25 protein-coding genes and 2 pseudogenes are annotated in these 26,030 nt (G+C 33.4%); 20 read left to right on the forward strand and 7 right to left on the reverse strand.

Annotation, left to right across the window (positions count from 1 at the left end; translation table 11 throughout):
• Positions 1 to 36 precede the first annotated feature (36 nt).
• Complete coding sequence (locus ASC41_RS02225; RefSeq protein WP_055435005.1) at positions 37 to 2,817, forward strand: outer membrane beta-barrel protein; 2,781 nt, start codon at positions 37 to 39, stop codon at positions 2,815 to 2,817.
• Positions 2,818 to 2,826: 9 nt separating this feature from the next.
• On the forward strand, positions 2,827 to 3,399 hold the full coding sequence (locus ASC41_RS02230) for a hypothetical protein (protein WP_152971397.1): 573 nt from the start codon (positions 2,827 to 2,829) through the stop codon (positions 3,397 to 3,399).
• Between the two features lie 7 nt (positions 3,400 to 3,406).
• Here ASC41_RS02230 and ASC41_RS16570 read toward each other — a convergent pair whose 3' ends face one another.
• The 6 genes from ASC41_RS16570 to ASC41_RS02255 form a co-directional block, all read right to left on the reverse strand.
• Positions 3,407 to 3,580, reverse strand: a complete 174-nt coding sequence (locus ASC41_RS16570; RefSeq protein ID WP_152971398.1) for a TPM domain-containing protein — start codon at positions 3,578 to 3,580, stop codon at positions 3,407 to 3,409.
• A 307-nt stretch (positions 3,581 to 3,887) separates the two neighbouring features.
• Positions 3,888 to 4,769 (reverse strand): TPM domain-containing protein, encoded by an 882-nt coding sequence (locus ASC41_RS02235; protein ID WP_055435007.1) that lies wholly within the window; start codon positions 4,767 to 4,769, stop codon positions 3,888 to 3,890.
• Positions 4,766 to 5,206, reverse strand: a complete 441-nt coding sequence (locus ASC41_RS02240; protein WP_055435008.1) for a TPM domain-containing protein — start codon at positions 5,204 to 5,206, stop codon at positions 4,766 to 4,768. The genes ASC41_RS02235 and ASC41_RS02240 overlap by 4 nt, the downstream gene beginning before the upstream one ends.
• Before the next feature lie 3 nt (positions 5,207 to 5,209).
• Entirely contained in the window at positions 5,210 to 5,806 is a 597-nt protein-coding gene (locus ASC41_RS02245) for a LemA family protein (RefSeq protein WP_055435077.1), read from the reverse strand.
• A 37-nt stretch (positions 5,807 to 5,843) separates the two neighbouring features.
• Positions 5,844 to 6,173 carry a MerR family transcriptional regulator gene (locus ASC41_RS02250; protein ID WP_055435009.1) on the reverse strand — a complete coding sequence of 110 codons (330 nt, stop codon included), beginning with the start codon at positions 6,171 to 6,173 and terminating at the stop codon, positions 5,844 to 5,846.
• Complete coding sequence (locus ASC41_RS02255) at positions 6,173 to 7,144, reverse strand: M23 family metallopeptidase (protein ID WP_055435010.1); 972 nt, start codon at positions 7,142 to 7,144, stop codon at positions 6,173 to 6,175. Before ASC41_RS02255 ends, ASC41_RS02250 begins: the two co-directional genes overlap by 1 nt.
• Positions 7,145 to 7,364: 220 nt before the next feature.
• Here ASC41_RS02255 and alaS point away from each other — a divergent pair, with 220 nt between their 5' ends.
• The 3 genes from alaS to ASC41_RS02270 all read left to right on the forward strand — a co-directional run bounded on the left by alaS (position 7,365) and on the right by ASC41_RS02270 (position 11,781).
• Positions 7,365 to 9,980 (forward strand): alanine--tRNA ligase, encoded by a 2,616-nt coding sequence (gene alaS / locus ASC41_RS02260; protein ID WP_055435011.1) that lies wholly within the window; start codon positions 7,365 to 7,367, stop codon positions 9,978 to 9,980.
• A 20-nt stretch (positions 9,981 to 10,000) separates the two neighbouring features.
• Positions 10,001 to 10,945 carry a GSCFA domain-containing protein gene (locus ASC41_RS02265; RefSeq protein ID WP_055435012.1) on the forward strand — a complete coding sequence of 315 codons (945 nt, stop codon included), beginning with the start codon at positions 10,001 to 10,003 and terminating at the stop codon, positions 10,943 to 10,945.
• A gap of 221 nt (positions 10,946 to 11,166) precedes the next feature.
• Positions 11,167 to 11,781, forward strand: coding sequence for a DUF4230 domain-containing protein (locus ASC41_RS02270; RefSeq protein WP_055435013.1), 615 nt, complete (start codon positions 11,167 to 11,169; stop codon positions 11,779 to 11,781).
• Here the strand turns inward: ASC41_RS02270 and ASC41_RS02275 are convergent.
• Entirely contained in the window at positions 11,776 to 12,081 is a 306-nt protein-coding gene (locus ASC41_RS02275) for a rhodanese-like domain-containing protein (RefSeq protein WP_055435014.1), read from the reverse strand. The genes ASC41_RS02270 and ASC41_RS02275 overlap by 6 nt on opposite strands.
• A gap of 88 nt (positions 12,082 to 12,169) precedes the next feature.
• On the opposite strand from ASC41_RS02275, the gene ASC41_RS02280 reads away from it, so the two are divergent.
• The 15 genes and pseudogenes from ASC41_RS02280 (at position 12,170) to ASC41_RS02350 (ending at position 26,024) form a co-directional block, all read left to right on the forward strand.
• Positions 12,170 to 12,745 (forward strand): TetR/AcrR family transcriptional regulator, encoded by a 576-nt coding sequence (locus ASC41_RS02280; RefSeq protein ID WP_055435015.1) that lies wholly within the window; start codon positions 12,170 to 12,172, stop codon positions 12,743 to 12,745.
• A 61-nt stretch (positions 12,746 to 12,806) separates the two neighbouring features.
• On the forward strand, positions 12,807 to 13,880 hold the full coding sequence (locus tag ASC41_RS02285; RefSeq protein ID WP_055435016.1) for a 2Fe-2S iron-sulfur cluster-binding protein: 1,074 nt from the start codon (positions 12,807 to 12,809) through the stop codon (positions 13,878 to 13,880).
• A 97-nt stretch (positions 13,881 to 13,977) separates the two neighbouring features.
• Positions 13,978 to 14,934 carry a 1,2-phenylacetyl-CoA epoxidase subunit PaaA gene (gene paaA / locus ASC41_RS02290; RefSeq protein WP_055435017.1) on the forward strand — a complete coding sequence of 319 codons (957 nt, stop codon included), beginning with the start codon at positions 13,978 to 13,980 and terminating at the stop codon, positions 14,932 to 14,934.
• Between the two features lie 93 nt (positions 14,935 to 15,027).
• Complete coding sequence (gene paaB / locus ASC41_RS02295; protein WP_055435018.1) at positions 15,028 to 15,318, forward strand: 1,2-phenylacetyl-CoA epoxidase subunit PaaB; 291 nt, start codon at positions 15,028 to 15,030, stop codon at positions 15,316 to 15,318.
• Positions 15,319 to 15,438: 120 nt separating this feature from the next.
• Positions 15,439 to 16,197, forward strand: a pseudogene (gene paaC, locus ASC41_RS02300) (1,2-phenylacetyl-CoA epoxidase subunit PaaC); the annotation flags it as partial.
• A 125-nt stretch (positions 16,198 to 16,322) separates the two neighbouring features.
• The gene (paaD, locus tag ASC41_RS02305) at positions 16,323 to 16,823 is read left to right on the forward strand and encodes a 1,2-phenylacetyl-CoA epoxidase subunit PaaD (RefSeq protein WP_055435020.1); all 501 of its coding nucleotides are present in this window, start codon (positions 16,323 to 16,325) and stop codon (positions 16,821 to 16,823) included.
• A gap of 146 nt (positions 16,824 to 16,969) precedes the next feature.
• Positions 16,970 to 17,755, forward strand: coding sequence for an enoyl-CoA hydratase-related protein (locus tag ASC41_RS02310; protein WP_055435021.1), 786 nt, complete (start codon positions 16,970 to 16,972; stop codon positions 17,753 to 17,755).
• Between the two features lie 112 nt (positions 17,756 to 17,867).
• Positions 17,868 to 19,022, forward strand: a complete 1,155-nt coding sequence (locus ASC41_RS02315; protein WP_055435022.1) for a 3-hydroxyacyl-CoA dehydrogenase NAD-binding domain-containing protein — start codon at positions 17,868 to 17,870, stop codon at positions 19,020 to 19,022.
• Between the two features lie 80 nt (positions 19,023 to 19,102).
• Complete coding sequence (locus ASC41_RS02320) at positions 19,103 to 19,507, forward strand: PaaI family thioesterase (protein WP_055435023.1); 405 nt, start codon at positions 19,103 to 19,105, stop codon at positions 19,505 to 19,507.
• A 34-nt stretch (positions 19,508 to 19,541) separates the two neighbouring features.
• The gene (ypfJ, locus tag ASC41_RS02325; RefSeq protein WP_055435024.1) at positions 19,542 to 20,402 is read left to right on the forward strand and encodes a KPN_02809 family neutral zinc metallopeptidase; all 861 of its coding nucleotides are present in this window, start codon (positions 19,542 to 19,544) and stop codon (positions 20,400 to 20,402) included.
• Positions 20,403 to 20,555: 153 nt separating this feature from the next.
• Positions 20,556 to 20,714, forward strand: a pseudogene (locus ASC41_RS02330) (thioesterase); the annotation flags it as partial.
• 62 nt (positions 20,715 to 20,776) lie between these two features.
• Positions 20,777 to 21,283 carry a hypothetical protein gene (locus tag ASC41_RS02335; protein ID WP_055435025.1) on the forward strand — a complete coding sequence of 169 codons (507 nt, stop codon included), beginning with the start codon at positions 20,777 to 20,779 and terminating at the stop codon, positions 21,281 to 21,283.
• Between the two features lie 2 nt (positions 21,284 to 21,285).
• Positions 21,286 to 22,500, forward strand: a complete 1,215-nt coding sequence (gene pcaF / locus ASC41_RS02340) for a 3-oxoadipyl-CoA thiolase (protein ID WP_055435026.1) — start codon at positions 21,286 to 21,288, stop codon at positions 22,498 to 22,500.
• 176 nt (positions 22,501 to 22,676) lie between these two features.
• Positions 22,677 to 25,178 (forward strand): phenylacetic acid degradation bifunctional protein PaaZ, encoded by a 2,502-nt coding sequence (gene paaZ / locus ASC41_RS02345; RefSeq protein ID WP_055435027.1) that lies wholly within the window; start codon positions 22,677 to 22,679, stop codon positions 25,176 to 25,178.
• Between the two features lie 93 nt (positions 25,179 to 25,271).
• Entirely contained in the window at positions 25,272 to 26,024 is a 753-nt protein-coding gene (locus ASC41_RS02350; RefSeq protein WP_055435028.1) for an enoyl-CoA hydratase/isomerase family protein, read from the forward strand.
• Positions 26,025 to 26,030 lie beyond the last annotated feature (6 nt).

Raw genomic sequence — 26,030 nt, forward strand, 5'->3', positions numbered from 1 at the left:
CTTAAAATAACCATCAATCACTAAACCAACCCAATCATGCGCAAACTATTATTTTTTGCAACACTTTTATGTGTGTCATTCTCATTTTCTCAATCTAAAGATTTTAAAGTTACAGGTAAACTAGTTGATGCAGAGGATCAATATCCAATGGAAGCCGCTACAGTTTTCTTACAACGTGTTAAAGATAGTTCTCTAGTAACTTATACTATTTCGGATAAAGACGGAATGTTTACGTTGGAAGAATCAACTTCAGATGAATATTTAAACTTTTTTGTGTCTTACATAGGTTATAAATCCTATTCTAAGAAAATTAAAATGGACAAAGAAGCACAGGATATTGGTACAATAGCTTTAGATATTTCTAATGCTTTAGATGAAATTGTATTAAAATCTACCGCTCCTGTTACTATTAAAAAAGATACTTTAGAGTTTAACGTTAAGTCTTTTAAAACTAAAAAAGATGCAAATGTAGAAGATTTACTAAAAGAATTACCAGGTGTCGAGATAGATGAAGAAGGTAAGATTAAAGTAAACGGTAAGGAAGTGAATAAGATTTTAGTAAATGGGAAACCCTTCTTTGGAAACGATCCATCAATTACAACTAAGAATTTAACTAAAGATATTATTGAAAAAATTCAAATTGTAGATACTAAAACTAAAGCAGAAGCTTTTTCAGGAGAAGCTGGAGACAAGGAAAACAAAACAATAAACCTTACTATAAAAGAGGAGAATAATAAAGGTGTGTTTGGTAGAGTTTCTGCAGGAGGAGGAACAGACGAACGTTATGAGTTTGCAGGTATGGTTAATATATTTGACAACGACCAACGTATTAGTGTATTGGCTGGTGGAAATAATACCAACTCACCAGGATTTAGTTTTGGAGAGATTTCTAAAATGTTTGGTCGTGGAGGTAGTACCTCATGGAATAGTAATGGTTCTTTTTCAATTGGAGGACGATCTTTTGGAGGAGGAGCTGGTATTACTACTTCTCAAAACACTGGTTTAAATTATGCCGATAAAATAGGTGAGAAAACAGAAGTGTCTGGAGATTATTTTTACTCTTCTAGTAACTCTGTAAACGAATCTTCTTCTCAACGAGAAACGATTTTGTCTGACTCTCGATTCTTTACAAATTCATCATCAAACTCAGATAATGATACAGATAGTCACACAGCAAACCTAGATTTTGAAATTGAAACAGATTCAACTTTTCAAATTAATATAGCGCCATCATTTAACTATTCTAAGAGTAGAACATTATATAATAGTAGTGATGAGACTTTAGATGAGGATAGAGTGCTTACTAATCAATCTGCTGTTAACTCAAATGTAGAAAGTGTTGGAAGAGATTTTTCTAATGAGTTAAGTGTAACTAAACGTTTTGGAAGTAAAGGAGCATTTTTACGTTTTGAATTAGAGAATAGTATTAACAAAAATGAGAGCGACGATTTTCTTAGTTCAAATACTGAGGTGTTTGGTTCTAGTCCAGAAACTATTAATAGAAACCAATTTACAGATGGTGAAAAAAATAGTAATGGCTTAAATGCGGAGTTAACCTATAGATTACCATTGGTTGATAAGAAGTTATTCTTAAATTTTGAATACGAATATGCACGAGATAAAGATGAAGATAGAGAAAGTACATACGATTTTAATACTACGTCTCAAGAGTATTCAGATTTCAATACAGAATTAAGTACCGATTTCGAATATACCGATTCTAGAAGTATTCCTGGAGTTGCTTTAAGTTATAGAGGCGAGAAGTTTTCAAGTCGTTTTAAGTTAAGCTACAATATGCGTACACTTAAAAATCAAGATTTATTAAGACCCGAGTTTAATGTAGAACGCGATTTTAATAACATGCAAATTAGCTCTTATGTAAACTATCGTTTCAGTCCGAAATCTTCAATTTATGCGAACTATAGATTAAGTAATGATCCGCCAGCATTAAAACAATTGCAAGCATTTACAGATGTTTCTAATCCGTTAAATACTATTGTGGGTAATTCAAATTTAGAGCCTGCAAAGAGCCATAGCGTATATATTGGTTATAATGGTTTCGATTGGCAAAAGAAAACTGGTTTGTATGTAAATGCAAATGCAGAAATAACAAATAATCAAGTAATCTCTAAAACGACAGTAGATGCAGAAACATTAAAAAGAATCACTACTTATGAAAATGTAGATGGGAACTATAATGTAGGATTATATGGTCGTTATAGTAAAGATTTTAAGTTAGACTCTATTAGAAAAATAAAATTTAAAGCAGGTGCTTGGACTAATTTATCGAAAAATATAAATTTTAATAATGATGTGCAGTATGCTAGTAATGTAACTTCAGTTACACCAAATATTGGTGTTGATTTTATTTGGGATAAAGTTTTAGAATTTAAACCATACTACAGAATTACTTTTACTAAAAATAAATACGATATCGAGGCTTTCGAAGATAGAAACTTTACAAGTCATGACGCAGGAATTAGAACGGCTACTTTTTTACCTAAAAAGCTAGAATGGAGAAACGATATTAGCTTTAATTATAATCCAAACATCGCAGACAGTTTTCAAAAAACAGCATGGTTCTGGAATTCTACTTTAGCATATTCTGTGTTAAAAGATCAAGGAACTGTAACATTAAAAGTGTACGATTTATTAAATCAAAACACCAATGCTAGGCGCATAGCTACTCAAGATTATATTCAAGATTCACAAAGTACAGTGTTAGAGCAGTACTTTATGTTAAGTTTCAGTTGGAAATTTAATAGTTTAGGATCTAAAGGAGAATCTAAAGATAATGGTATGTACTTTTTTGACTAAATTGCATACATGAAATTTTATATACTTTTATTGTCGCTATGTTTTACATACATAGGTTTTTCTCAAACCATGCCTAGTAATCCTAAAGCAGGAGAATGTTATGTAAGATGTCGCGACAATAATAGTAAATTGCTAGAATGGAAAAAGATTGATTGTGATTTGGTTAATGAAGGGAGTCTGTTAGAAATAGAAAACCTTAGTAAAGGTGTTTTTAGTGAAAAGGACAGGAAGGTTATAAAAAAGAAACTCGTTAAAATCCTTAAAAAAGGATTTACTGTTGAGCTCCTCTCTCATTATTATTCTAATAGATCAGATTCTATAAATCAATTAAGATCCATTCAAAATGGAAAAGCTTTATTCAGCTATTTAGATACAGAAGGTATAAATACTAAGCAGTTACTAATTTCAGCTTATGGGAACTCTAAACCATTAGAAAACTGTTATAGTCTTAAATGTGCTGATTATTATATTAAAAATACACGTATAGAATATAGAGTAGTAAATACTTCTACTAAGGAGAATGTGGTATGGAACTATGATAATGAAAAAAAGATTTGGTGCTATACAGCTAAAGAAAATTAATTTATTTTCACTTACTAATAATAGAATCTAAACCAATAGTTGCACCTTCAAAATATAGATTGTCTTTAAACCTTGGTACAATAGTTTGTTTAATAATTGTTTTAGCAATTGAATCTGTAATTACTTTTTCAACTCCATAACCAGTAGCAATTGCCATGTCTCTATCGTGATATGAAATCAAGATTAATAATCAATCCATTATCCTTTTCTTTTTATGCCAACACCAAGCTTCTGTGCTAAAGTAGTGGCGTGATAGAGAATTTTCTCATTACTAGGAATAGAATCATAATGTAGATACAAATTTGGTTGGTAGTTAGTTTTTCGTAATTTATTATTTTTTCTGAAAGTTTTTGTTCTTCAGTCGCTGTAATCTTGAACTATAGCATCAGAAATGAACGTTTTTGATGTATCATTATTACATGAAACAACTAATAGCAAGCAGGTGATAAAATAGAGTTTTTTCATTTTAAGAAAACTCAAGATAGCGTTTACCATCCTCCTGAAGCACCACCGCCTCCAAAGCCACCTCCACCGAAGCCACCTCCAAAACCGCCACCGCCAGAAGAGCTTCCGCCACCAAAGCCACCTCCAAAACCTCCAGAGCCGCTTCTGTAACCTCCACGACCAGAATTACTAAGTATAATAGCTTCAAGGATGTCTCGAGTAGTATTGCTTCCACCTCCAAAATTATCAGTGCCATTTCCACCGCGACGGTTTTTAGAAATTGATATTAGTATGATAATAAAGACTATAAATAAAAATAAGGCAACGCCAAATGGGAACTCACCACCATCGCTTTGTCTCGAACCTTTGTATTCGCCTTGCATGACTTCAAAAATAGCATCTGCGCCACGGTTAAGTCCGCCAAAATAATCGTTCTGTTTAAAGTAAGGAATAATGTCGCGTTCAATAATACGACGAGAGATTGCATCGGTCATTAAATGTTCTGTACCATAACCAGTGCTTATGCCTATTTTTCTGTCGTTACTTGCTAGTAATATAAAAATACCATTGTCTTTTTCTTTATCTCCAATGCCCCAGTTTTGTGCCCATTGTGCACCTAAATAATTAATGTATTCTCCATTTGTAGATGGAATAATAGCAACTACTATTTGAGTTGAGGTGGTGTCAGAATATTTTATAAGCTTATGTTCTAAAGTGCTTTTTTGAGAAGAAGAAAGTAGTCCAGCATAATCGTAAACACTAGTTTGTCCGCCATTAGCTTTACTTGGTTTTTCTGGAATTTTATATTGTGAAAATGAAAATTGACTGCTTAATAATAAGCCAATTATTAATAATACAAATGATTTTTTTTTTAATTGGAGTAAGTAGTGCTTACTATTTGCTGAATACTGCCTATTTAATTTCATCCTTTAGAAATGGTATTACTTAATTCATTTCTATCGTTTTTAGAAATAGGAAAATATTCTTTTAATTGCTGTCCAGCAAGTAAAATACCATCTACTAAGGCTTGTTTATTATTTCCGTTTTTAAGATGGTTTTGTATAATGTTTTTTGTGTCGTCCCAAAAAGAATCTGGTACTACTGCATTAATGCCTCTGTCTCCATAAATAGCAAAAGCTTTATCTTTTACAGCAATATATATTAGTACAGCATTATGTAGCTCTGTATTTTGCATTTTTAAAATAGAAAACACTTCTAAAGCTCGCGTTTCTATATCGGCTTTAGAAGTGTTCTCAATATGTACTCTAATCTCTCCCGAAGTTTGCTGCTCGGCCTCTCTAATGGCTGCGACAATTTCTTGTTCTTCGATAGTCGTTAAAAATGCTTCAACAGAATCTTGCATAGTTTAAAATTCTACTTTTGGTGCATTTTCACTTCCTGGTGCAGATTTAAATAAAGATAACGCACCTTTATTAATGTAATTAGCTACAAAGCTTGTTGGGAATTTAGCAATAAAGATGTTATATGCTCCTGCTAAATCATTAAATCTATTACGTTCTACATTTATTCTATTCTCTGTGCTTTCTAATTGACTTTGCAATTCTAAAAAGCTACGGTCTGCTTTTAGTTCAGGGTAACGTTCTACAGAAACTAATAATCTAGATAGTGCTCCACTAAGACCTTGTTGTGCTTGTTGAAACTTAGCCATATTTTCTGGAGTAAGTGCGCTTTGGTCAATGTTTATTGTTGGTTTAGTCGCTTCAGCTCTTGCCTTAATAACAGCTTCTAAAGTTTCTCTTTCATGGTTTGCGTAACCTTTTACAGTTGAAACAAGATTTGGTATTAAATCTGATCTTCTTTGGTAAGAACTCTCAACGTTAGCCCATTGTGCTTTCGCTAAACCTTCTTTTTCAATAATCTCGTTATTAATTCCTATTCCCCATTTAAAGACTGCGAAAATTATTAATCCAATAACAATTACAGGTATAAGCCATTTTTTCATAGTATTCGGTTTTTTAGTTGAGTCTTCTGGTAGTTGTTTATAATTCATTTTTAAGTTTTATAAGTTGTGCTTTAACGCCTTCTAATTTACTAATAATTTCAAAATTAGTAAGACTTTTCTGCTTTTCTTCTTTAATATGAACTTTTGCACCTTCTAAGGTAAAGCCGCGTTCTTTTACTAAATGATAAATAAATTGAAGATTTTTCACATCCTCTGGAGTAAATTTACGATTGCCTTTTGCGTTTTTTTTAGGCTTTAAAGCTTCGAATTCTTTTTCCCAAAACCTAATTAATGAGGTGTTTACTCCAAAAGCTTTAGCGACTTCTCCAATAGCATAATATCGTTTTTCTGGAAGATCTATTAGCATTAATCTAAAGATTGGTTTTCTATAGAAGAACGGTCTAGCAATTTGCTATATTCTTCAGCAGTCAAACTACCATAATAGAAGTTTATAGGATTTATGCGTTTTCCATCTTTAAAAACTTCGTAATGTAAATGTGGTGCTTCAGAGCGACCTGTACTTCCTACAAAACCTATTAAGTCTCCACGTTTTACTTTTTGGTTTTTTCCAACATTGTATTTGTACATATGCGCATATAGCGAAACATAACCATAACCATGGTCTATTCTAATATGGTTTCCGTAACCAGAACTATTACTGTCTGCACGTTCCACAACACCATCACCAGCAGCATAAATAGGTGTGCCTCTTGGAGCAGTAAAGTCCATTCCCCAATGCATTTTTCGAGTTTTATTAAATGGGTCTGTACGCATACCATAACCAGAAGCCATTCGTGTTAAGTCTTCATTATTAACAGGTTGAATTGCTGGAATAGTAGCTAGGAATTTTTCTTTTTCTTCGGCTAAAACAGCAATTTCATCTAAAGATTTAGATTGTACAACTATTCTTTTTTGAAGAATGTCAATACGTTTATTGCTTTCTTTTATTAGTTTAGAGTTGTCAAAACCTTCAAGGGCTTTGTATCTATTAACTCCTCCAAAACCTGCTTTTCTTTGTTCTTCAGGAATAGGATTTGCTTCAAAATATAAGCGGTATATATTGTTGTCTCTATCTTCTACATTAGCAAGTACAGTTTCGGCTTCAGCCATTTTTTTATTCAATAAATCGAATTGTAATTGCATGTTGCTTAATTCACGTTTTAATGCTTTCTCGTTTGGGGATTCAAAAAACTGACTTCCTAAAAAGACAAAGAAAAATGCTAATAAAGCTGAAGAAAATAAAAAAGCTAAAACGTACTTAAAAGTACGACGTTTTTTACGTGTAATTTTGCGATACGACAAGGTATCAGAATCATAATAATATTTTACCTTACTCATTATGTAAATTATACTATTTTTGCAATGAAATGAAGCTCAAAATCAAGCAACATTATTTACAAACGCAAAACAAATATATAAATTGTTTTCTAACGTTAGTAATTAGTTAAAGTAAGATTATTAACAATAGTATATAAAGTACATCATATCAAAAGTTTAGTGATAACTAAAAAAAGAGGTTTGATGAATTTTAATTGACAATAAAATAATAAATAAACAGATGAAATCTCAAGATATTCGCTCTACATTTTTAAGTTTTTTCGAAAATAAAAAACATAGCATTGTGCAATCTGCACCAATGGTCTTAAAGGATGACCCAACGTTAATGTTCGTTAACGCTGGAATGGTGCCATTTAAAGAATACTTTTTAGGAAATGGAGAGCCTAAGAATACACGATTAACAGATAGTCAAAAATGTTTACGTGTATCAGGAAAGCATAACGATTTAGAAGAGGTTGGTTACGATACGTACCACCACACTTTATTCGAAATGTTAGGTAATTGGTCTTTTGGAGATTACTTTAAAAAAGAAGCAATAGCTTGGGCTTGGGAGTTGTTAACCGAAGTTTATAAAATTGATAAAGATATTTTATATGTTACTGTTTTTGAAGGTAGCGAGGATGACGATAAGCTTGGTATGGATATGGAAGCTTACGATATTTGGAAACAATACATATCTGAAGATCGTATTCTAAAAGGTAATAAAAAAGATAATTTCTGGGAAATGGGAGATCAAGGACCTTGTGGACCTTGTAGTGAAATCCATGTAGATATTCGTACTCCAGAAGAAAAAGCAAAGGTTGATGGTAAAGATTTAGTAAACCTAGATCATCCTCAAGTTGTAGAGATTTGGAATTTGGTATTTATGGAGTTTAACCGAAAAGCTAACGGATCTCTTGAAAACTTACCTAACAAACATATTGATACAGGAATGGGATTCGAGCGTTTATGTATGGTAATGCAGGATGTAAAATCTAATTACGATACTGATGTTTTTACACCAATTATTCGTGAAATAGAAACTATTACAGATAAAGAATATAATAAAGACGAAAAAATAGATATTGCTATTCGTGTTATTAGTGATCATGTTCGTGCAGTTGCATTCTCGATTGCAGATGGACAATTGCCTAGTAATACAGGAGCTGGTTATGTAATACGTAGAATTTTACGTCGTGCTGTACGTTATGGGTTTACTTTTTTAGACAAAAAAGAGCCATTTATTTACAGGTTAGTAGAGGTGTTAAGTAGTAGAATGGGAGAGGCTTTCCCAGAGCTGAAATTACAGAAGCAACTTATTGAAAACGTTATTAAAGAGGAAGAAACTTCTTTTTTAAGAACATTAGATCAAGGTTTATTATTATTGGATCGTATTGTAGAAACAACAAAAGGTAAAGAAGTTTTAGGCGCTAAGGTTTTTGAATTAAAAGATACTTATGGTTTTCCTGAAGATTTAACCGATTTAATTTTACGTGAAAAAGGATATACTTATAATGTAAGTGAATTTAATGCAGAATTAGAAAAGCAGAAAAGCCGTGGTAGAGAGTCGTCTGCTTTAAAATCTGACGATTGGACTACTTTAATAGATGATGCAGAACAAGAGTTTATTGGTTACGATGCTTTAGAAGCCAATGTTAAAATTACAAGATATAGAAAAGTAACCTCTAAAAAAGATGGTGAAATGTATCAATTAGTATTTAGCTTAACACCGTTTTATGCCGAAGGTGGAGGTCAAGTAGGAGATAAAGGGTATTTGGAAGATGAGCATGGAGATGTTGTTTATATTTTAGATACTAAAAGAGAAAACAATGTGATTATTCATTTTGCGAAAAACTTACCTAAGCATATAAATGAAACGTTTAAAGCAGTTGTAGATACTAAACAACGTTATAGAACAGAATGTAATCATACTGCAACCCATTTATTACATCAAGGTTTACGAGAGGTTTTAGGAACTCACGTTGAGCAAAAAGGTAGTGCTGTACATTCAAAGTATTTACGTTTCGATTTTTCTCATTTTTCTAAAGTAACTGCAGAGCAATTGCAAGAGGTAGAGAACTTTGTAAACCGTAGAATTGAAGGAAAATTACCATTAGAAGAAAATAGAAATGTGCCAATGGATAAAGCAATTGCAGATGGAGCAATGGCATTGTTTGGAGAGAAATATGGAGACACAGTGCGTACCATTCGTTACGGGCAATCTATAGAATTGTGTGGTGGAACGCATGTTAAAAATACAAGCGATATTTGGCATTTTAAAATAACTAGCGAAGGCGCAGTAGCTTCTGGTATTAGAAGAATTGAAGCTATAACTAGCGATGCTGTTAAAGATTATTATACAGCGAATAGTAAAGTGTTTTCTGAAATGAAATCACTTTTAAACAACGCAAAGGATCCAAAAGATGCTTTGGTTAAAATTCAAAATGAAAATACTGACTTAAAAAAGCAAATTGAAGGTTTATTAAGGGATAAAGCAAAAAATATTGTTGGTGATTTAAAGAACGAATTAACCGAAATTAATGGTATTCAGTTTTTAGCTAAAAAATTAGATTTAGATGCTGGCGGAATTAAAGACGTTTGTTTCGATTTAGGTCAGAATCAAAATAATGTATTCTTACTTTTTGCTACAGAACAAAACGGAAAAGCATTATTGTCTTGCTATATTTCTAAAGAACTAGTGGCAGATAAAGGTTTAAATGCCGGGACTGTAGTTAGAGAACTTGGTAAGCATATTCAAGGAGGTGGAGGTGGACAGCCTTTCTTTGCAACTGCTGGTGGAAAAAATCCTGCAGGAATAGAAAAAGCTTTAAGTGAAGCGAAAGGTTATATTGAATAGAAACTTAATATAAAAACTAATTGAAATTACAAACACATATAAAACTCAAAAAGCAAGAGCGTAGTCTTATCGATTATAATGCTAAGCTCTTGCTTTTGGGTTCGTGTTTTTCAGAAAATATTGGCAACAAATTCGAGTATTTCAAATTTCAAAGCATCTCTAATCCTTTCGGAATATTATTTCATCCTAAAGCAATAGAGAATTTAGTTTTAAGAGCTATTCAGCAAACGGAATATGTAGAAAGTGATGTTTTTTTTCATAACGAGCAATGGCATTGTTTCGATGCGCATTCACAACATAGTAATGTTTCAAAAGAAAAAATATTATCCGATTTAAATACTCAAATTCAATTAACAAATCAGCAAATATTAGAGTCAACACACATTATAATAACACTTGGTACATCTTGGGTTTATAAATTAGTTGAAAGCGATAAGATAGTTGCTAATTGTCATAAAGTACCTCAAAAAGAGTTTCGTAAGATTTTATTGTCTACAGAAGAAATAAAGCAAAGTTTACAATCTATTATTGAGGCTATTCAATCTGTAAATAAAAACGCATCTATTGTATTTACAGTATCTCCTGTAAGGCATATAAAAGATGGTTTTGTAGAGAATACGCTTAGTAAGTCGCATTTAATTTCTGCTATTCATCAAGTAACAAATAGCCAAGTATCTTATTTCCCTTCTTTTGAAATAATGTTGGACGAACTTCGTGATTATCGTTTTTATAAAAGCGACATGTTACATCCTAATGAGACTGCTGTAGAATATATATGGCAAAAGTTTCAACACGTTTGGATCGCTTCAGACGCACTTAAAACAATGGGAGATGTTGATGTTATTCAAAAAGGATTGCAGCACAAGCCGTTTAATGAGAATTCCGAAGCCCATAAAAAATTTCTTTTACAACTTGAAAAAAAGAAATTGAAAATAGAATCAACTGTTAAGTGTTTGAGGTTTTAAACATCTCAATTACAGTGCTGTAGTAGTATAAGGACTACAATTAATGATTTTAACGTTTTTACATTTCGTTTTAACGAAAAAATAATTGAACCTATTAATTTAAAATTAAATTCACATGCTATTAATCATTAATTTGTTAAAACATCAATTACTTTATTAAGTCAATCTCTTAATGTAATTGGTGTTTTTTTTATGCCTTATTTTTTACTTATCTTAGATATATGAAAAAAATATTTTTTGGAGTTGTTGTTACGCTAATGGTTCTTTTTACTTTCAAATATTGTGGAGATCAGCATAATGAAAAATTAATTTTAAAAGAGAGTTCTGCATTAATTCAAGAATCCTTTAAAAATGTTGGAAAGCTTGTTGTTACAGAAGGTCATTTTAGCCAAGTCTTTAATTATAACAATTCTAAAGATTTGTTTTCTAATTTAATATCAGCAGAAAAAAAGGCATTAGTTGTTGTTAATGCAGATGTTTCTATTGCTTATGATTTGAGCAAAATTGAATATAAAATAGATGAGGAAACTAAAACGCTAACTATTGTAAGTATTCCTAAAGAAGAAATAAAAATTAGTCCAGATTTCGAGTATTATGACATTCAAGCAGATTATTTAAATCCGTTCGAAGCCAAAGATTATAATACAATAAAAGAAACTGTAAATAAACAATTGCTAAAGAAAATTGAGGCTTCAGAATTAAAATCTAATGCTAAAAACAGACTAATTAGCGAATTGTCTAAGTTTTATATTCTAACAAATTCATTAGGTTGGACATTAAAATACAACGAAAACCCAATTAATAATTTAGAAGCACTTAAAGACTTTAAACTATAGTTTTTTACTTAAACTAGACCATCCACCTCCATTAACAGCCTCAATACCTTGAGCTTTTAAAATGCTTGCTGCATTTGCAGAACGCATACCACTAGCGCAACAAGTAATTACAGGTTTGTTTAATTTCTTAATAGTATTAATTTTACTTGATATCTCTTGTAGAGGGATGTTTTTTGAACCAGCAATAGCGCCTTGGCTATATTCTCCTTTAGTTCTAACATCTATAATTATTGCACCTTTAGATTGTAATTCTTTAATTTTTTCGTTTTTATTCCCAGATAAGAAGCTTAAAAATCCCATAGTTTTATTTTTTCTACAAATTACATTTATTTTTTTCAAAAGCTAAGTAACAAAAGTTACAACATATTTTTTTATCTTCATCCGCAATATGATGCAACAAACACGAAAAGACGAAATTATAAAAACAGCAGCCAAACTTTTTAAAGAGAAAGGCTACAGTGCAGTAACAATGCGAGATTTGGCAACAGCAATGGGAATGAAGGCTGCAAGCTTGTATAATCACATAAATTCAAAACAAGAAATATTAAAAATCATTATTATTTCTATAGCCGAAGAATTTACCAAAGGCATAGATGTAATTTATAATTCCTATAATAATAGTCTCGATAAGTTGAGTCAAGTGATTGCACTTCACGTAAAAATTACAACTAATAGCACAAACGAAATGGCATCACTAAATAACGATTGGATGCATTTGGAAGGGCAGTTAGATCATTATTTAAGACTAAGAAACAACTACGAAGCAACTTTTATAAAAATTATTAATGAAGGTATTTCGTCTTCCGAAATAAAACCAGTCAATCCAGAAATTATAATGTTTACAATGCTTTCCACTTTACGATCACTATTTCTTTGGATTCCCAAAAAAGAAGATCTTAACGTAAGTGAACTTGCAACCAACCTAAGCGAAATCCTAATTCAAGGAATTAACAAAAAGTTATAAAATAATTTTGTAGCTTTGTTGAGCAGACTAACAAGTGTTAGTTTTTACATTAAGTACAACTATGGCTCAATTTTATAAGCTTAAAATCAAGGATATATACAAAGAAACAGAAGATACTTCTGTTATAGATTTTCACGTTCCTACAGAACTTGAAAACGAATTCATTTTCCGTCAAGGTCAGCATTTAACACTAAAAGCAGACATTAATGGAGAAGATGTTCGTCGTTCTTATTCCCTTTGTTCAAGTCCCACAGATAAAAAATGGAAAGTCGCTGTAAAGCTAATTCCAGGAGGTAAATTTTCAACGTACATAAACGAAAGTTTAAAAACAGGAGATGAACTAGAAGTAATGGCTCCAAGTGGAAACTTCGGAGTTCCGGTGCAACCGGAGCAAACTAAAAATTACTTATTCTTTGCAGCAGGAAGTGGTGTAACACCTGTGCTTTCAATGATAAAAGCACACTTAACAGCAGAGCCAAATGCAACTTGTAAACTGTTTTATGTAAATAAAACAGCAAAATCCATTATCTTTAAAGAAGAGTTAGAGCAACTGCGTAATACATTTTTCGGCAGACTAGAAATCTATTATTTCTTAACCAAAGAGCGCAGAGATATCGAGTTGTTTAACGGCAGATTCGACGACGATAAAATGCAAGTATTAACAAAAACGTTTATCGACATTCCAGATACTAACGAAGTCTTTCTTTGCGGACCAGAAAAAATGGTAAACTACGTAAGCGAGTATCTAATAAATGCAGGCCTGCCAAAAGAATTAGTACACTTCGAGCTTTTTGTAACAGGGCTTTCAGACGAAGATATTAAAAGAGCAGAGCGTCTAGCAAAACAAAATGTAGAAGGTGTAGAAGTAACCATTGTAGATGGCGGAAAAGAATTCTCTTTCACCATGACCAAAGACTACGATAATATTCTAGACGCAGCCTTGGGAGCAGGAGCAGATTTGCCATTCGCATGTAAAGGAGGCGTTTGTAGCACTTGCAAATGCGAAGTCAAGGAAGGAGCCGTAGAAATGAAAATAAATTACGCATTAAGCGATAAAGAAGTCTCTCAAAATCTGGTATTAAGCTGTCAAGCAGTACCAACAACAGATAGAGTAATAGTAGATTTCGATGTGTAATAAATCTCTTTGAAAAAAGGAATCTCTATAATTTGTCATTCCTGCGTAGGCAGGAATCCACTAAAAACTAATAACTATTCACGAACAGCTATATATTATGAGTGAAGAACAAATAAAGAATCTAGAAACGCAATTCGAAGCACGTATTGCAAGAGACGAGAAAATCGAACCAAAAGATTGGATGCCAGAAAAATATCGTAAAACGCATATTAGGCAAATGTCGCAACACGCACATTCCGAAATTGTAGGCATGCTTCCAGAAGGAAACTGGATCACTCGTGCACCATCTTTACGTCGTAAAGTTGCCTTATTGGCAAAAGTACAAGACGAAGCAGGACACGGATTATATTTGTATTCTGCCTGCGAAACATTAGGTGTTTCTCGCGAAGAATTATACGAGCAACTGCACTCTGGCAAAGCAAAATACTCTTCAATATTCAATTACCCAACAGTAACTTGGGCAGATATGGGAGCCGTAGGTTGGTTAGTAGATGGAGCAGCAATTATAAATCAAGTGCCATTATGTAATACCTCTTATGGGCCATACGCAAGAGCAATGGTTCGTGTATGTAAAGAAGAAAGTTTTCATCAGCGTCAAGGTTACGAAATCATGATAAAATTAGCTAACGGAACACCTGAGCAAAAAGAATTAGCTCAAGATGCGCTAAACCGCTGGTGGTGGCCAAGTTTAATGATGTTAGGTCCTACGGATGCTGAGTCTATTCACACAGAGCAATCCATGAAATGGAAATTAAAGCGTAAGTCTAACGACGATTTACGTCAGCAATTTATAGATCAAACCGTACCTCAAGCCGAATTAATCGGACTCACCATTCCGGATCCAGATTTAAAATGGAATGAAGAAAAAGGAATGTACGACTTCGGAGAAATCGATTGGGACGAATTTTGGCAAGTAGTAAAAGGTCATGGACCAATGAATAAGGAAAGAATGAAAGCACGAGTTGGCGCATGGGAAGAAGGAGAATGGGTTCGTGATGCAGCAATGGCTTACGCAGATAAGAAACAAGAAAGAAAACAAAAACAAGCAATATAAAAGTAACTTGAACTTGAACTTGAAACTGAATTTGAAATTGAAGATTTTTCGATTTTAAGTTCAAATTCGATTTCAAATTAATTCATATAAATTATGTCTGATAAAAAAAACTGGCCACTTTGGGAAGTCTTCGTAAGAAGTAAAAACGGATTAGAACATCGTCACTGCGGAAGTTTACACGCAGCAGACGAAGACATGGCTTTAGAAAATGCACGCGATGTGTACACAAGAAGAAGCGAAGGTGTTAGTATATGGGTTGTAGAATCTAAAAATATCACAGCATCAAATCCTGAGAATAATGGCGAAATGTTTGAGCCTGCTCATGATAAAGTATACCGTCATCCAACATTTTACGATTTACCAGACGAAGTAAAGCACATGTAAAATTCCTGTGAAGGCAAGAATCTCATAAATTGAAAATAATCGTCACTTCGAGTGATTCCGATTTTTTATCAGAATTGTATCGAGAAGTAATTAAATAGATATCCACTTTCGTGGGCACTTAAGATGAAAAACGAAAACTTATATAACTATATACTTAGTATAGCAGACAATAGCTTAATTCTCGGACAAAGATTAGGGGAATTAACAGGTCATGGACCAAGTCTAGAAACAGATATCGCATGCACAAATATGTCTTTAGATTTATTTGGACAAGTGAGAAGTTACTATCAATATGCAGCTAAAATTGCAGGAGATAATAGAACCGAAGATGATATTGCAATGCTTCGTAAAGAAAGAGAATATGTAAATGTATTATTGGTAGAACAACCAAATACAGATTTTGCATATACAATGGCGCGTCAGTTTTTATTCGATGTATATCATTTACTTTTTTTACAAGAATTACAGAAGAGTAAAGACTTAACATTGTCTGCAATTGCAAACAAATCCATAAAAGAAGTAAGCTATCATTTGCGTTTTTCTACAGACTGGATAAAACGTTTAGGAGATGGTACGGAAGTAAGTCGTCAAAAAATGCAAGATGCTATAGATGGTTTATGGACGTACACAGACGAGTTATTTCATCAAACAGAAGCTGATATAGCAATGGCTCAAGAAGGAGTTGGTGTAGATGTTACTAAGCTAAAAGAAGTATATTATAATAAGGTAAATGCTGTTTTAGAAGAATCTACTTTACAAATTCCAGAATCTAAATGGTTCCAAAAAGGAGGAAAAAAAGGAGTTCATACAGAGCATTTAGGTTATTTGTTAGCAGAGCTTCAATACATGCAAAGAGCGTATCCAAATATGGAATGGTAAACTATTTCTGCGAAATCAGGAATCTGATAAATTGAAAAAAAATGTCACTTCGAGTAATTCCGATAAAAAATCGGAATTGTATCGAGAAGCAATAAAAAAAAATTCCCGTTTTTACGGAAATAAAGATGACAACAACAGAGCAAAATATAGATAAAATCTTAATTCCAATTCTGGAACAAGTTTCAGATCCTGAAATTCCTGTTTTATCAATTATGGATATGGGAGTTGTCCGTACAGCTGTTATCGAAAATAATATTGTAAAAGTTCAAATAACACCAACCTACAGTGGTTGTCCAGCAATGGATGTTATTGGAGACGATATTAAAGCAGCATTAAAAGTAGCAGGATATAATTCAGAAATAGATTTAATTCTTGCACCAGCTTGGACAACCGATTGGATTACGCCAAGAGGAAGAAAAGCTCTAGAAGATTATGGTATTGCTGCACCTTTAAGCGCAGAAGCAGACATAAGTGTTTTGTTAGAAGGTAAACGTTTGGTAAAGTGTACCAATTGTGGGTCTACAAACACAAAATTAGTAAGTCAATTTGGGTCGACAGCATGCAAAGCACAATTTCAGTGCGATGATTGCCAAGAACCATTTGATTATTTTAAATGCCTTAAATGATCATCATTGCGAGGAACGAAGCAATCTCATAATTAGATTGTCATTCATAGGGAAGTGAAGAATCTCACAAAATAGTAGTGAGGTTATAAATTGAAAAATTTGTCATTCCGCACTAGATACGGGATTCAGAAATAATAAAATAAGGTATGAGTAATAATTCAATTCTTTTAAAAATAGAAAATAAAGTAGCATACATCACGCTTAACAGGCCTGAAGTATTTAATAGTTTCAATCGTGAAATGGCATTTTTATTACACGACACATTGGATACTTGCGAAAAAAAGGAAGAAGTGAGAGCAATCGTTCTTACAGGAAACGGAAAAGCTTTTTGTGCAGGACAAGATTTAAAAGAAGTTACAGATCCAGATTTAAATCCAGGATTTAAAAAAATATTAGAAGAGCATTATAATCCAATTATAACAAGAATAAGAAATATTAAAAAACCAGTAATCGCAGCTGTAAATGGAGTAGCAGCAGGAGCAGGTGCAAATATAGCTTTAGCTTGTGATATTGTTGTAGCGCATGAAAAAGTAAGTTTTATTCAAGCCTTTAGTTTAATTGGTTTAGTTCCAGATAGTGCAGGAACTTTCTTTTTACCAAGACTAATAGGTTTTCAAAAAGCATTAGCATTAGCGATGTTAGGTGATAAAATTGGAGCTGAAGAAGCAGAAAAAATGGGAATGATTTATAAAATGATTCCACTAGAAAGTTTTGAAGATGACGTAAATAAACTAGCTTTAAAACTAGCAAATATGCCAACCAAAGCATTAGGTATGATTAAAGAATTATTTAATCAATCTATGACAAATGATTTAGAAGCGCAATTAGCATTAGAATCAAAATTTCAAATTGAAGCAGCACAAAGTGAAGATTATGCAGAAGGAGTTGCTGCATTTATAGAAAAGAGAAAACCAGAATTCAAAGGAAAATAAAAGTTGTCAGTTCGAATAAAATTGCTTTTTCTGCAATTTCATATCGAGGATAAATAAAATAATCAGTTTTGTCATTCCTGCGAAAGCAGGAATCCACAATAAAAGAAAACATATGAACGTAGGAATCATTGGAGGAGGAACAATGGGAAGTGGTATCGCGCAAGTTGCTGCAACTTCTGGTTGTAAAGTAAAATTATACGATACCAATCAAGCAGCATTAGATAAGGCTAAAGCAGCTTTAGAAAAAATTCTAAATCGTTTAATTGAAAAAGGAAGAATAGATTCTGAAGAAAAAAATAGAATCCAATCTAACATCTCTTATGTCAATAATTTAAAAGATTTAGCAGATTCAAATCTTACTATCGAAGCTATTATTGAAAACCTAGACATCAAGAAAAAAGTGTTTTCAGAATTAGAAAGCTATGTTGCTGATGATTGTATAATTGCATCAAACACATCCAGTTTATCAATAGCATCCATTGCAGCATCACTTAATAAACCAGAACGTTGTGTTGGAATTCACTTTTTTAATCCAGCACCTTTAATGAAGTTGGTTGAGGTTATTCCAGCTATTCAAACATCAAAAGATGTGCTTGCAAAAGCAATAGAAACTATTAAAGATTGGAAAAAAGTAGTAGCAGTCGCTAAAGATACTCCAGGATTTATAGTAAACAGAGTGGCAAGACCATTTTACGGAGAGTCATTAAGAATTTACGAAGAAGGTTTAGCCGACTTTGCAACGATAGATCATAGTTTAAAATCTTTAGGTCATTTTAGAATGGGAGCATTCGAGCTTATGGATTTCATAGGAAACGATGTTAATTACACAGTAACCGAGACAGTTTTTACAGCATTTTATTTCGATCCAAGATACAAGCCATCATTTACTCAAAAACGTTTTTCAGAAGCAGGTTATTTAGGACGTAAATCTGGAAAAGGATTTTATGATTATTCAGAAGGAGCTATAAAACCAGAGCCAACAGAAGATCCAGCTTTGTCACAAACTATTTTCGATAGAGTTTTAGTAATGCTAATCAATGAAGCAGCAGATGCATTATTTTTAAACATAGCATCAGCAGAAGATATAGACATTGCAATGACTAAAGGTGTAAATTATCCTAAAGGATTATTAGCTTGGGCAGACGAAAAAGGAATCGATTGGTGTGTATCAAAATTAGATGCATTGTATAACGAATATCACGAAGATAGATACCGTTGTAGTCCATTATTGCGTAAAATGAATAAAGAAAATAAAACATTTTTTTAATAGAGAGTCATTCAGAGCGAAGCGAAGAATCTTATAATGAGATTGCTACGTCCTTCGTCCTCGCAATTACAAAACAGAATATGAAAGGCGAACAAATTCCACATAAAATGCTATCTCAAGATGCTTACAGCACTTGGTTAGGAATAGAAATTCTAGAATGCGAAATCGGACGATGCAAAGTCGGAATGACGATTAGAAAAGAAATGCTAAATAGCATGAGGAAAGCACATGGTGGAATTAGCTACTCATTAGCAGATACAGCTTTTGGATTTGCAGCAAACACGCATGGTAAATATGCGGTTTCTATAGAAACAAGTATTAATCATATTGAAGCATTAAACGAAGGAGATTATATTATAGCAGAATCTGTTATTGAAAACGTAAAAAATAGATTAGGTTTTAATATTATTGAAGTAAAAAGAGGAGAAGAGTTAGTGGCGCTTTTTAAAGGAGTAGTTTACAGAACGCAAAAAGATTGGGAGTAAAATAAATATAACAAATAAAGCGTAGCGTTAAAATATGAAATGGCAAGGTAGAAGACAAAGTGGTAATGTTGAAGATCAACGCGCAAAAGGAAGTAAAGGTAAAATAGTTGCAGGTGGCGGTTTAGTAGCTGTTGTAGTTATTCTTTTGCAGCTTTTTGGTGGCGAAACAGGGCAGCAAATAGCACCATTAGTAGAACAAATAGGAAATAGCCAAACCACACAACAAGTTCAAACAAGAGTGTTAACTAATGAAGAAAAAGTCATGGGTAATTTTATGGCGACCGTTTTAGCAGATACTGAAGATGTCTGGAACGGTATTTTTCAAGAATATAACTTAGGTGATTACAAAGAACCTAAAATGGTATTATTTACAGATGCTGTTTCTACAGCTTGTGGTAATGCAACCTCTGCATCAGGTCCGTTTTATTGTCCTGGAGATCAAAAATTATATATGGATTTAGCTTTTTTCGATGAGCTAAAAACACGTTTTGGTGCTAAAGGAGGCGATTTCGCTATTGCTTATGTTACGGCTCACGAAGTTGGACATCACATTCAAACTATCCTTGGGACTTCTACTAAAGTAAGACAGTTACAACAGCAAACCGATGCTGTTGGAGGTAACAAATTATCTGTAGCACAAGAATTACAAGCCGATTTTTATGCAGGTGTTTGGGCACATCATAATAAAGAATATTTAGAAGCAGGAGATATTGAAGAAGCACTTAGTGCTGCAAATGCTGTTGGAGATGATACCATTCAAAAAAGATCCAGTGGAACTGCGAATTCCGATAGCTTTACACACGGTACATCTGCTCAGCGAATGGAGTGGTTTATGAAAGGGTACAATACAGGAGATATTAGAAATGGAGATACATTTTCTGCGCTAATAAACTAAAAAAAACTTGAGAAGACGGGAATCTAATTTGTAAAATAAAAATATTAATTAGAAATAGAAGTTTCAATTTTTGACTTCAATTTCAAAAATGGAAGCATACATAGCCGTTTGTATAGCTTTGGGTTATTAGGAATTACTCAAGCAAAAAGGGCTATAAAAACGTTAAGCGAAGGCGATTATATAGTTGCAGAATCAATAATAGAAACTGTAAAAAATAGATTAGGCTTCAATATTATTGAAGTAAAAAGAGGAGATGAAAGGGTTGCATTTTTTAAAGGTGTCGTTTATCGTGACCAAAAAGATTGGGAATAATTACTTCGAATAGAGAGTGAAGTAATGTTAGTGAAATATTTTAATAATTAAAAAATAAGAAAATGATAAAAAAAAGTATACTATTAATTACACTCTGTATTTGTGCATTTGGATTTTCGCAACAAGATGATACTTCAAAACCTGAAGATGAAAAATTAGAACAGGCTTTATCTTTGATGTATAAGTCAGATATTGACATGGAGATAGACGAAAAAGTTTATTCAATAGTACAAGGGAATTCATATTTAACTGAAGATCAAAAATCTGCTATCATTGGTATGGTTGTACCTTCTTCTTATGCGGATATGAAAAAAGATTTAGAAAATCAGAAGGCAAAAGCTGGTATGACAATACTAGATAAAGGAGAAGTGACTCATGAAGATGGTAAAAAGATACTTTTTACTAAAAGTAGTCTAGAGAGAGAAGGAGAAGTATATATCATGTTCATTTATTGTAAAGAAAATGATGAAGAATCTTCAATTATGATTACTTCTTATTTTGAAAAAAATAAAGAGAATAAATATTTAGATTTAATACAAAAAGCTGCGTTTTCTGCAAAATTAAAATAATTATGAAAGAAGCATACATAATAGACGGAATCAGGACACCAATAGGAAACTACAAAGGCACATTATCAGCTGTTCGTACAGATGATTTAGGAGCATTAGTGATTTCAGAAATTGTAAAACGTAATCCAAGTATTCCAAAAGAAGCGTATGACGATGTTATTATGGGCTGCGCCAATCAAGCAGGAGAAGACAATCGTAACGTTGCGAGAATGTCATCACTTTTAGCAGGGTTACCATTTACAGTTCCAGGAGAAACAGTAAATCGTTTATGTAGCTCAGGTTTATCAGCAATTATACACGCAAATCGTGCTATAAAAGCAGGAGATGGAGACGTGTTTATTTCTGGAGGTGTAGAGAACATGACGCGTGGACCATACGTAATGGCAAAACCATCAACCGCATTTGGAGGCGACTCTAAAATGTACGATTCCACTTTTGGATGGCGTTTCATAAATCCTAAAATGCAAGCATTATACGGAACAGACGGTATGGGGAATACTGCTGAAAACCTAGTCGAAAAATATAATATCTCTCGCGAAGACCAAGATAAATTCGCACTTTGGAGTCAGCAAAAAGCAACCAAAGCACAAGAAAGCGGTCGATTAGCAAAAGAAATAGTTACTGTAGAGATTCCACAACGTAAAAAAGATCCAATACAATTTTCTAAAGACGAGTTTATAAAGCCTACATCTTCTTTAGAGGTTTTAGGAAAACTAAGAGCAGCCTTTAAAAAAGAAGGCGGAAGCGTAACAGCCGGAAATTCTTCAGGATTAAACGATGGAGCAGCAGCAACAATTATAGCATCAGCAGATGCAGTAAAAAAATACAACCTAAAACCATTAGCAAGAATCGTAAGTTCTGCAGTAGTTGGTGTCGAGCCAAGAATTATGGGCATTGGTCCAGTGCAAGCATCAAATAAAGCATTAGCAAAAGCAGGTTTAACAATGGACGATATCGATATTATCGAGCTTAACGAAGCCTTTGCAGCACAAGCTTTGGCCTGCATTCGTGCTTGGGGAATTGCGGATAACGACCCAAGAATCAATCCAAATGGTGGAGCTATTGCAATAGGTCATCCGTTGGGAGTTACAGGAGCAAGAGTTGCACATTCGGCAGCTTTAGAGTTGCAAAATCAGAACAAAAAATACGCGTTAATTACTATGTGTATTGGCGTTGGGCAAGGTTATGCAGCGATTATCGAAAATGTGAATATTTAAAATTTGGGCGTTACCACAAGGGTCAGGCTTTCGGCAGTCGCTTTTTTTGAGAAAAATAAAAAAGAGCTTCAACAAATGCCTCAATCCTTAACGCGCATGCTAACTAAGATTAGTGATTAATTAAAGATTTGTCATTCCGTACTTAATGCGGAATCCACTATAAAGTAAAAAGTAAGATGAATAAAATTCAGCATTACGTTCAAGGTCAATGGACAACAGGAAAAGAAGAAGGAACACCAATTCTAGACGCAGTAACAGGTGAAGCCTTCACTAGTATTGCTATCGAAGGTTTAGATGTTCCCGAAATTCTTAATTACGGAAGAACAAAGGGAGGAGAGGTTCTTAGAAAAATGACTTTCCAAGAACGTGGAAACATGCTTAAAAAATTAGCATTATACCTTACTAAAAGAAAAAATGCTTTTTACGATTTAAGTTACAGAACAGGAGCAACTAAAGTAGATAGTTGGATTGACATCGAAGGTGGTTTCGGAAATTTATTCGCAAACGCTTCACTTAGAAAGTTGTTTCCAAACCAACCATATCACGTAGAAGGCGATGCTATAGATTTGTCTCGAGGTGGTCGTTTTATGGCGCATCATATTATGGTGCCTAAAAGAGGAGTTGCAGTTCATATTAATGCATTCAACTTCCCAGTCTGGGGAATGTTAGAAAAATGTGCAGTAAACTGGATGGCTGGAGTGCCTGCTGTAGTTTTACCAGCACCTTCAACATCTTATTTAGCCGAAGCTGTAGCAAAAGAAATTATAGCATCTGGTATTTTACCAGAAGGTGCATTACAAATTATAAACGGAACCGTAAAAACAATTCTTGACACTGTAGAGTCTCAGGATGTAGTCACTTTTACAGGTTCAGCAAAAGTAGGACGCTTATTAAAAGCGCATCCGCAATTAATACAAGAGTCAGTACCATTTACTATGGAAGCTGATTCTTTAAATGCATCTATTTTAGGAGAAGACGCAGTTCCGGGAACACCAGAATTCGACTTGTTTATAAAAGAAGTTAGAAAAGAAATGACGGTTAAAGCAGGACAAAAATGTACTGCAATACGTAGAATAATTGTTCCGCAAAATTTAGTGGAAGATGTGCAAACAGCATTGTCAAAAGCATTAGATAAGATAACTATTGGAGATCCAAGATTAAAAGAAGTTAGAATGGGATCTTTAGTTAGTCATCAACAAGTGCAGGCAGTTAGAGATTCTGTAAATGATTTATCTAAAGAAGCACAAATTGTTTATGGAAGTTTAGATGAAATAAATACCATTGGAGCAGATCCTAAAAAAGGTGCTTTTATTAGTCCAATTTTATTACGCTCTGATCATCCTTTTGAAAATACAATAATTCACGAACGTGAGGCTTTTGGTCCAGTAAGTACAATAATGCCTTATAAAAACTTAGATGAAGCTATTTTGTTAGCGCAAATGGGTAAAGGGTCTTTAGTGTCGTCAATAGCAACAAACGACGATAAAATTGCTAAAGAGTATGTTATAAACGCCGCAAGTCATCATGGAAGAATTATGGTTGTAAATCGCGATATGGCTAAAGAAAGTACAGGTCATGGTTCACCATTGCCATACTTGGTGCATGGAGGTCCAGGACGAGCAGGAGGTGGAGAAGAAATGGGAGGCATGCGAGGAATAAAGCATTATTTGCAACGTACCGCAATCCAAGGTTCGCCAACAACAATAACAGAAATTACAGGTATTTATCAGCAAAATGCAAAATATAAGGAAGCACCACAGCATCCATTTAAATACCATTGGGAAGATATTCAGCCAGGAATGTCTATGAAAACCCACAGACGTACATTTACAGATACAGATATTATCAATTTTGCAAATGTTACTTGGGATCATTTCTATGCGCATACAGATATTACATCTTTAGACGGAAGTATTTTCGAACAAAGAACAGCGCATGGTTATTTTATTATTTCAGCAGCAGCCGGACTATTTGTATACCCAAATAAAGGCCCAGTTTCAGCTAATTACGGATTAGAAGAATGTCGATTCTTACGTCCCTTATATCACAACGATACTATTTATGTACGTTTAACATGTAAGCAGAAAGTAGATAGAGATGTTGCTTCTGCAGAGCATCCAAGCGGAATTGTAAAATGGTATGCAGAAATTTTCGATGCGAATACCGATGAGAAAGTCGCTTTTGCAACAGTCTTAACTATGGTTCAGAAAAAGCAAGAAGTTTTAACTGAAATGACTGAGGACAAAATCAACGATTGTCTTTACGCATTAAAAGAAGATGCTAAGCCAAAATGGGGAATTATGACACCTCAGCATATGATTGAGCATTTAGAATATACTTATAAAATTGCTTCAGGAGAAATTCAAGATTTTGAAATAGCGACACCAGAAAAGATTCTAGAAAAAGTACATAATAGTTTGTGGAGCTTTGAGAAGTTTCCGCTTAAAACGCAATTTCCGCATCTTGAAAAAGATACTTTAGATACATTAAAGCATTCTGATTTAGCTACAGCTATTGAAAAGTTTAAAATACAACGAGAAAAGTATTTAGAGTATTTTAAAGAAAATCCAAAAGCTAAATTAAAGAATTTAGTTTTCGGTGAATTAAATAAATACGAATCATATTTACTAGAAAGAAAGCATCTTAATCATCATTTTGAACAATTCGGATTAATATAGTTTGTCATTCCTGCGCAGGCAGGAATCCACAATAGAAAGTTGTAATATAAAATAGATTCCTGTCTTCACAGGAATGACAAAAGAATAAATAACATGAACACACCATACGTAAAATTAGTTATACAAAACGAAGTAGGATATATAGAATTCTTTCATCCTGCGCATAACTCGTTGCCAGGAGATGTATTAGCAAAACTAGCGCAAACCATTACAGATGCGGGAACAAATGACGCTATTAAAGTTGTTGTTTTAAAAAGTGGAGGCGATAGAACATTTTGTGCAGGAGCAAGCTTCGAAGAGTTAATAAACATTAACGATGCAGCAACAGGAAAAGTATTCTTTTCTGGTTTTGCAAACGTGATTAATGCGATGCGTAAATGTCCGAAATTTATTATTGGACGCATTCAAGGAAAAACTGTTGGTGGTGGTGTTGGTTTAGCTGCTTCAACAGATTATTGTATGGCTTCAAAATTCGCAGCTATTAAGCTTAGTGAATTAAATATTGGAATTGGACCATTTGTTGTTGGACCAGCCATTGAGCGTAAAATGGGATTAAGTGCAATGTCGCAAATAGCAATAGATGCAAACACGTTTTATCCTGCAGAATGGGCTAAACAAAAAGGATTATTTACCCAAGTTTATGAAAGCACAGAAATGTTAGATGAAGCTGTGAAAACAACAGCAGAACATTTATGTACTTACAATACTGAGGCTATGCTAGAAATGAAAAAGGTCTTCTGGCAAGGCACAGACGATTGGGATTCACTTTTAGCAGAACGCGCTCAAACTAGTGGTAGATTGGTGCTTTCAGATTTTACAAAAGAAAAACTAAAAGGATTTAAATAAAACAGG

It is taken from the genome of Lacinutrix algicola, from assembly GCF_001418085.1.
Lineage (GTDB): Bacteria > Bacteroidota > Bacteroidia > Flavobacteriales > Flavobacteriaceae > Lacinutrix > Lacinutrix algicola.

Coding starts and splice junctions, on each gene's coding strand:
- ASC41_RS02225 (WP_055435005.1), top strand. CDS start 37: ATGCGCAAACTATTATTTTTTGCAACACTTTTATGTGTGTCATTCTCA.
- ASC41_RS02230 (WP_152971397.1), top strand. CDS start 2,827: ATGAAATTTTATATACTTTTATTGTCGCTATGTTTTACATACATAGGT.
- ASC41_RS02235 (WP_055435007.1), bottom strand. CDS start 4,769: ATGAAATTAAATAGGCAGTATTCAGCAAATAGTAAGCACTACTTACTC.
- ASC41_RS02240 (WP_055435008.1), bottom strand. CDS start 5,206: ATGCAAGATTCTGTTGAAGCATTTTTAACGACTATCGAAGAACAAGAA.
- ASC41_RS02245 (WP_055435077.1), bottom strand. CDS start 5,806: ATGAAAAAATGGCTTATACCTGTAATTGTTATTGGATTAATAATTTTC.
- ASC41_RS02250 (WP_055435009.1), bottom strand. CDS start 6,173: ATGCTAATAGATCTTCCAGAAAAACGATATTATGCTATTGGAGAAGTC.
- ASC41_RS02255 (WP_055435010.1), bottom strand. CDS start 7,144: ATGAGTAAGGTAAAATATTATTATGATTCTGATACCTTGTCGTATCGC.
- alaS (WP_055435011.1), top strand. CDS start 7,365: ATGAAATCTCAAGATATTCGCTCTACATTTTTAAGTTTTTTCGAAAAT.
- ASC41_RS02270 (WP_055435013.1), top strand. CDS start 11,167: ATGAAAAAAATATTTTTTGGAGTTGTTGTTACGCTAATGGTTCTTTTT.
- ASC41_RS02275 (WP_055435014.1), bottom strand. CDS start 12,081: ATGGGATTTTTAAGCTTCTTATCTGGGAATAAAAACGAAAAAATTAAA.
- ASC41_RS02280 (WP_055435015.1), top strand. CDS start 12,170: ATGATGCAACAAACACGAAAAGACGAAATTATAAAAACAGCAGCCAAA.
- ASC41_RS02285 (WP_055435016.1), top strand. CDS start 12,807: ATGGCTCAATTTTATAAGCTTAAAATCAAGGATATATACAAAGAAACA.
- paaA (WP_055435017.1), top strand. CDS start 13,978: ATGAGTGAAGAACAAATAAAGAATCTAGAAACGCAATTCGAAGCACGT.
- paaB (WP_055435018.1), top strand. CDS start 15,028: ATGTCTGATAAAAAAAACTGGCCACTTTGGGAAGTCTTCGTAAGAAGT.
- paaD (WP_055435020.1), top strand. CDS start 16,323: ATGACAACAACAGAGCAAAATATAGATAAAATCTTAATTCCAATTCTG.
- ASC41_RS02310 (WP_055435021.1), top strand. CDS start 16,970: ATGAGTAATAATTCAATTCTTTTAAAAATAGAAAATAAAGTAGCATAC.
- ASC41_RS02315 (WP_055435022.1), top strand. CDS start 17,868: ATGAACGTAGGAATCATTGGAGGAGGAACAATGGGAAGTGGTATCGCG.
- ASC41_RS02320 (WP_055435023.1), top strand. CDS start 19,103: ATGAAAGGCGAACAAATTCCACATAAAATGCTATCTCAAGATGCTTAC.
- ypfJ (WP_055435024.1), top strand. CDS start 19,542: ATGAAATGGCAAGGTAGAAGACAAAGTGGTAATGTTGAAGATCAACGC.
- ASC41_RS02335 (WP_055435025.1), top strand. CDS start 20,777: ATGATAAAAAAAAGTATACTATTAATTACACTCTGTATTTGTGCATTT.
- pcaF (WP_055435026.1), top strand. CDS start 21,286: ATGAAAGAAGCATACATAATAGACGGAATCAGGACACCAATAGGAAAC.
- paaZ (WP_055435027.1), top strand. CDS start 22,677: ATGAATAAAATTCAGCATTACGTTCAAGGTCAATGGACAACAGGAAAA.
- ASC41_RS02350 (WP_055435028.1), top strand. CDS start 25,272: ATGAACACACCATACGTAAAATTAGTTATACAAAACGAAGTAGGATAT.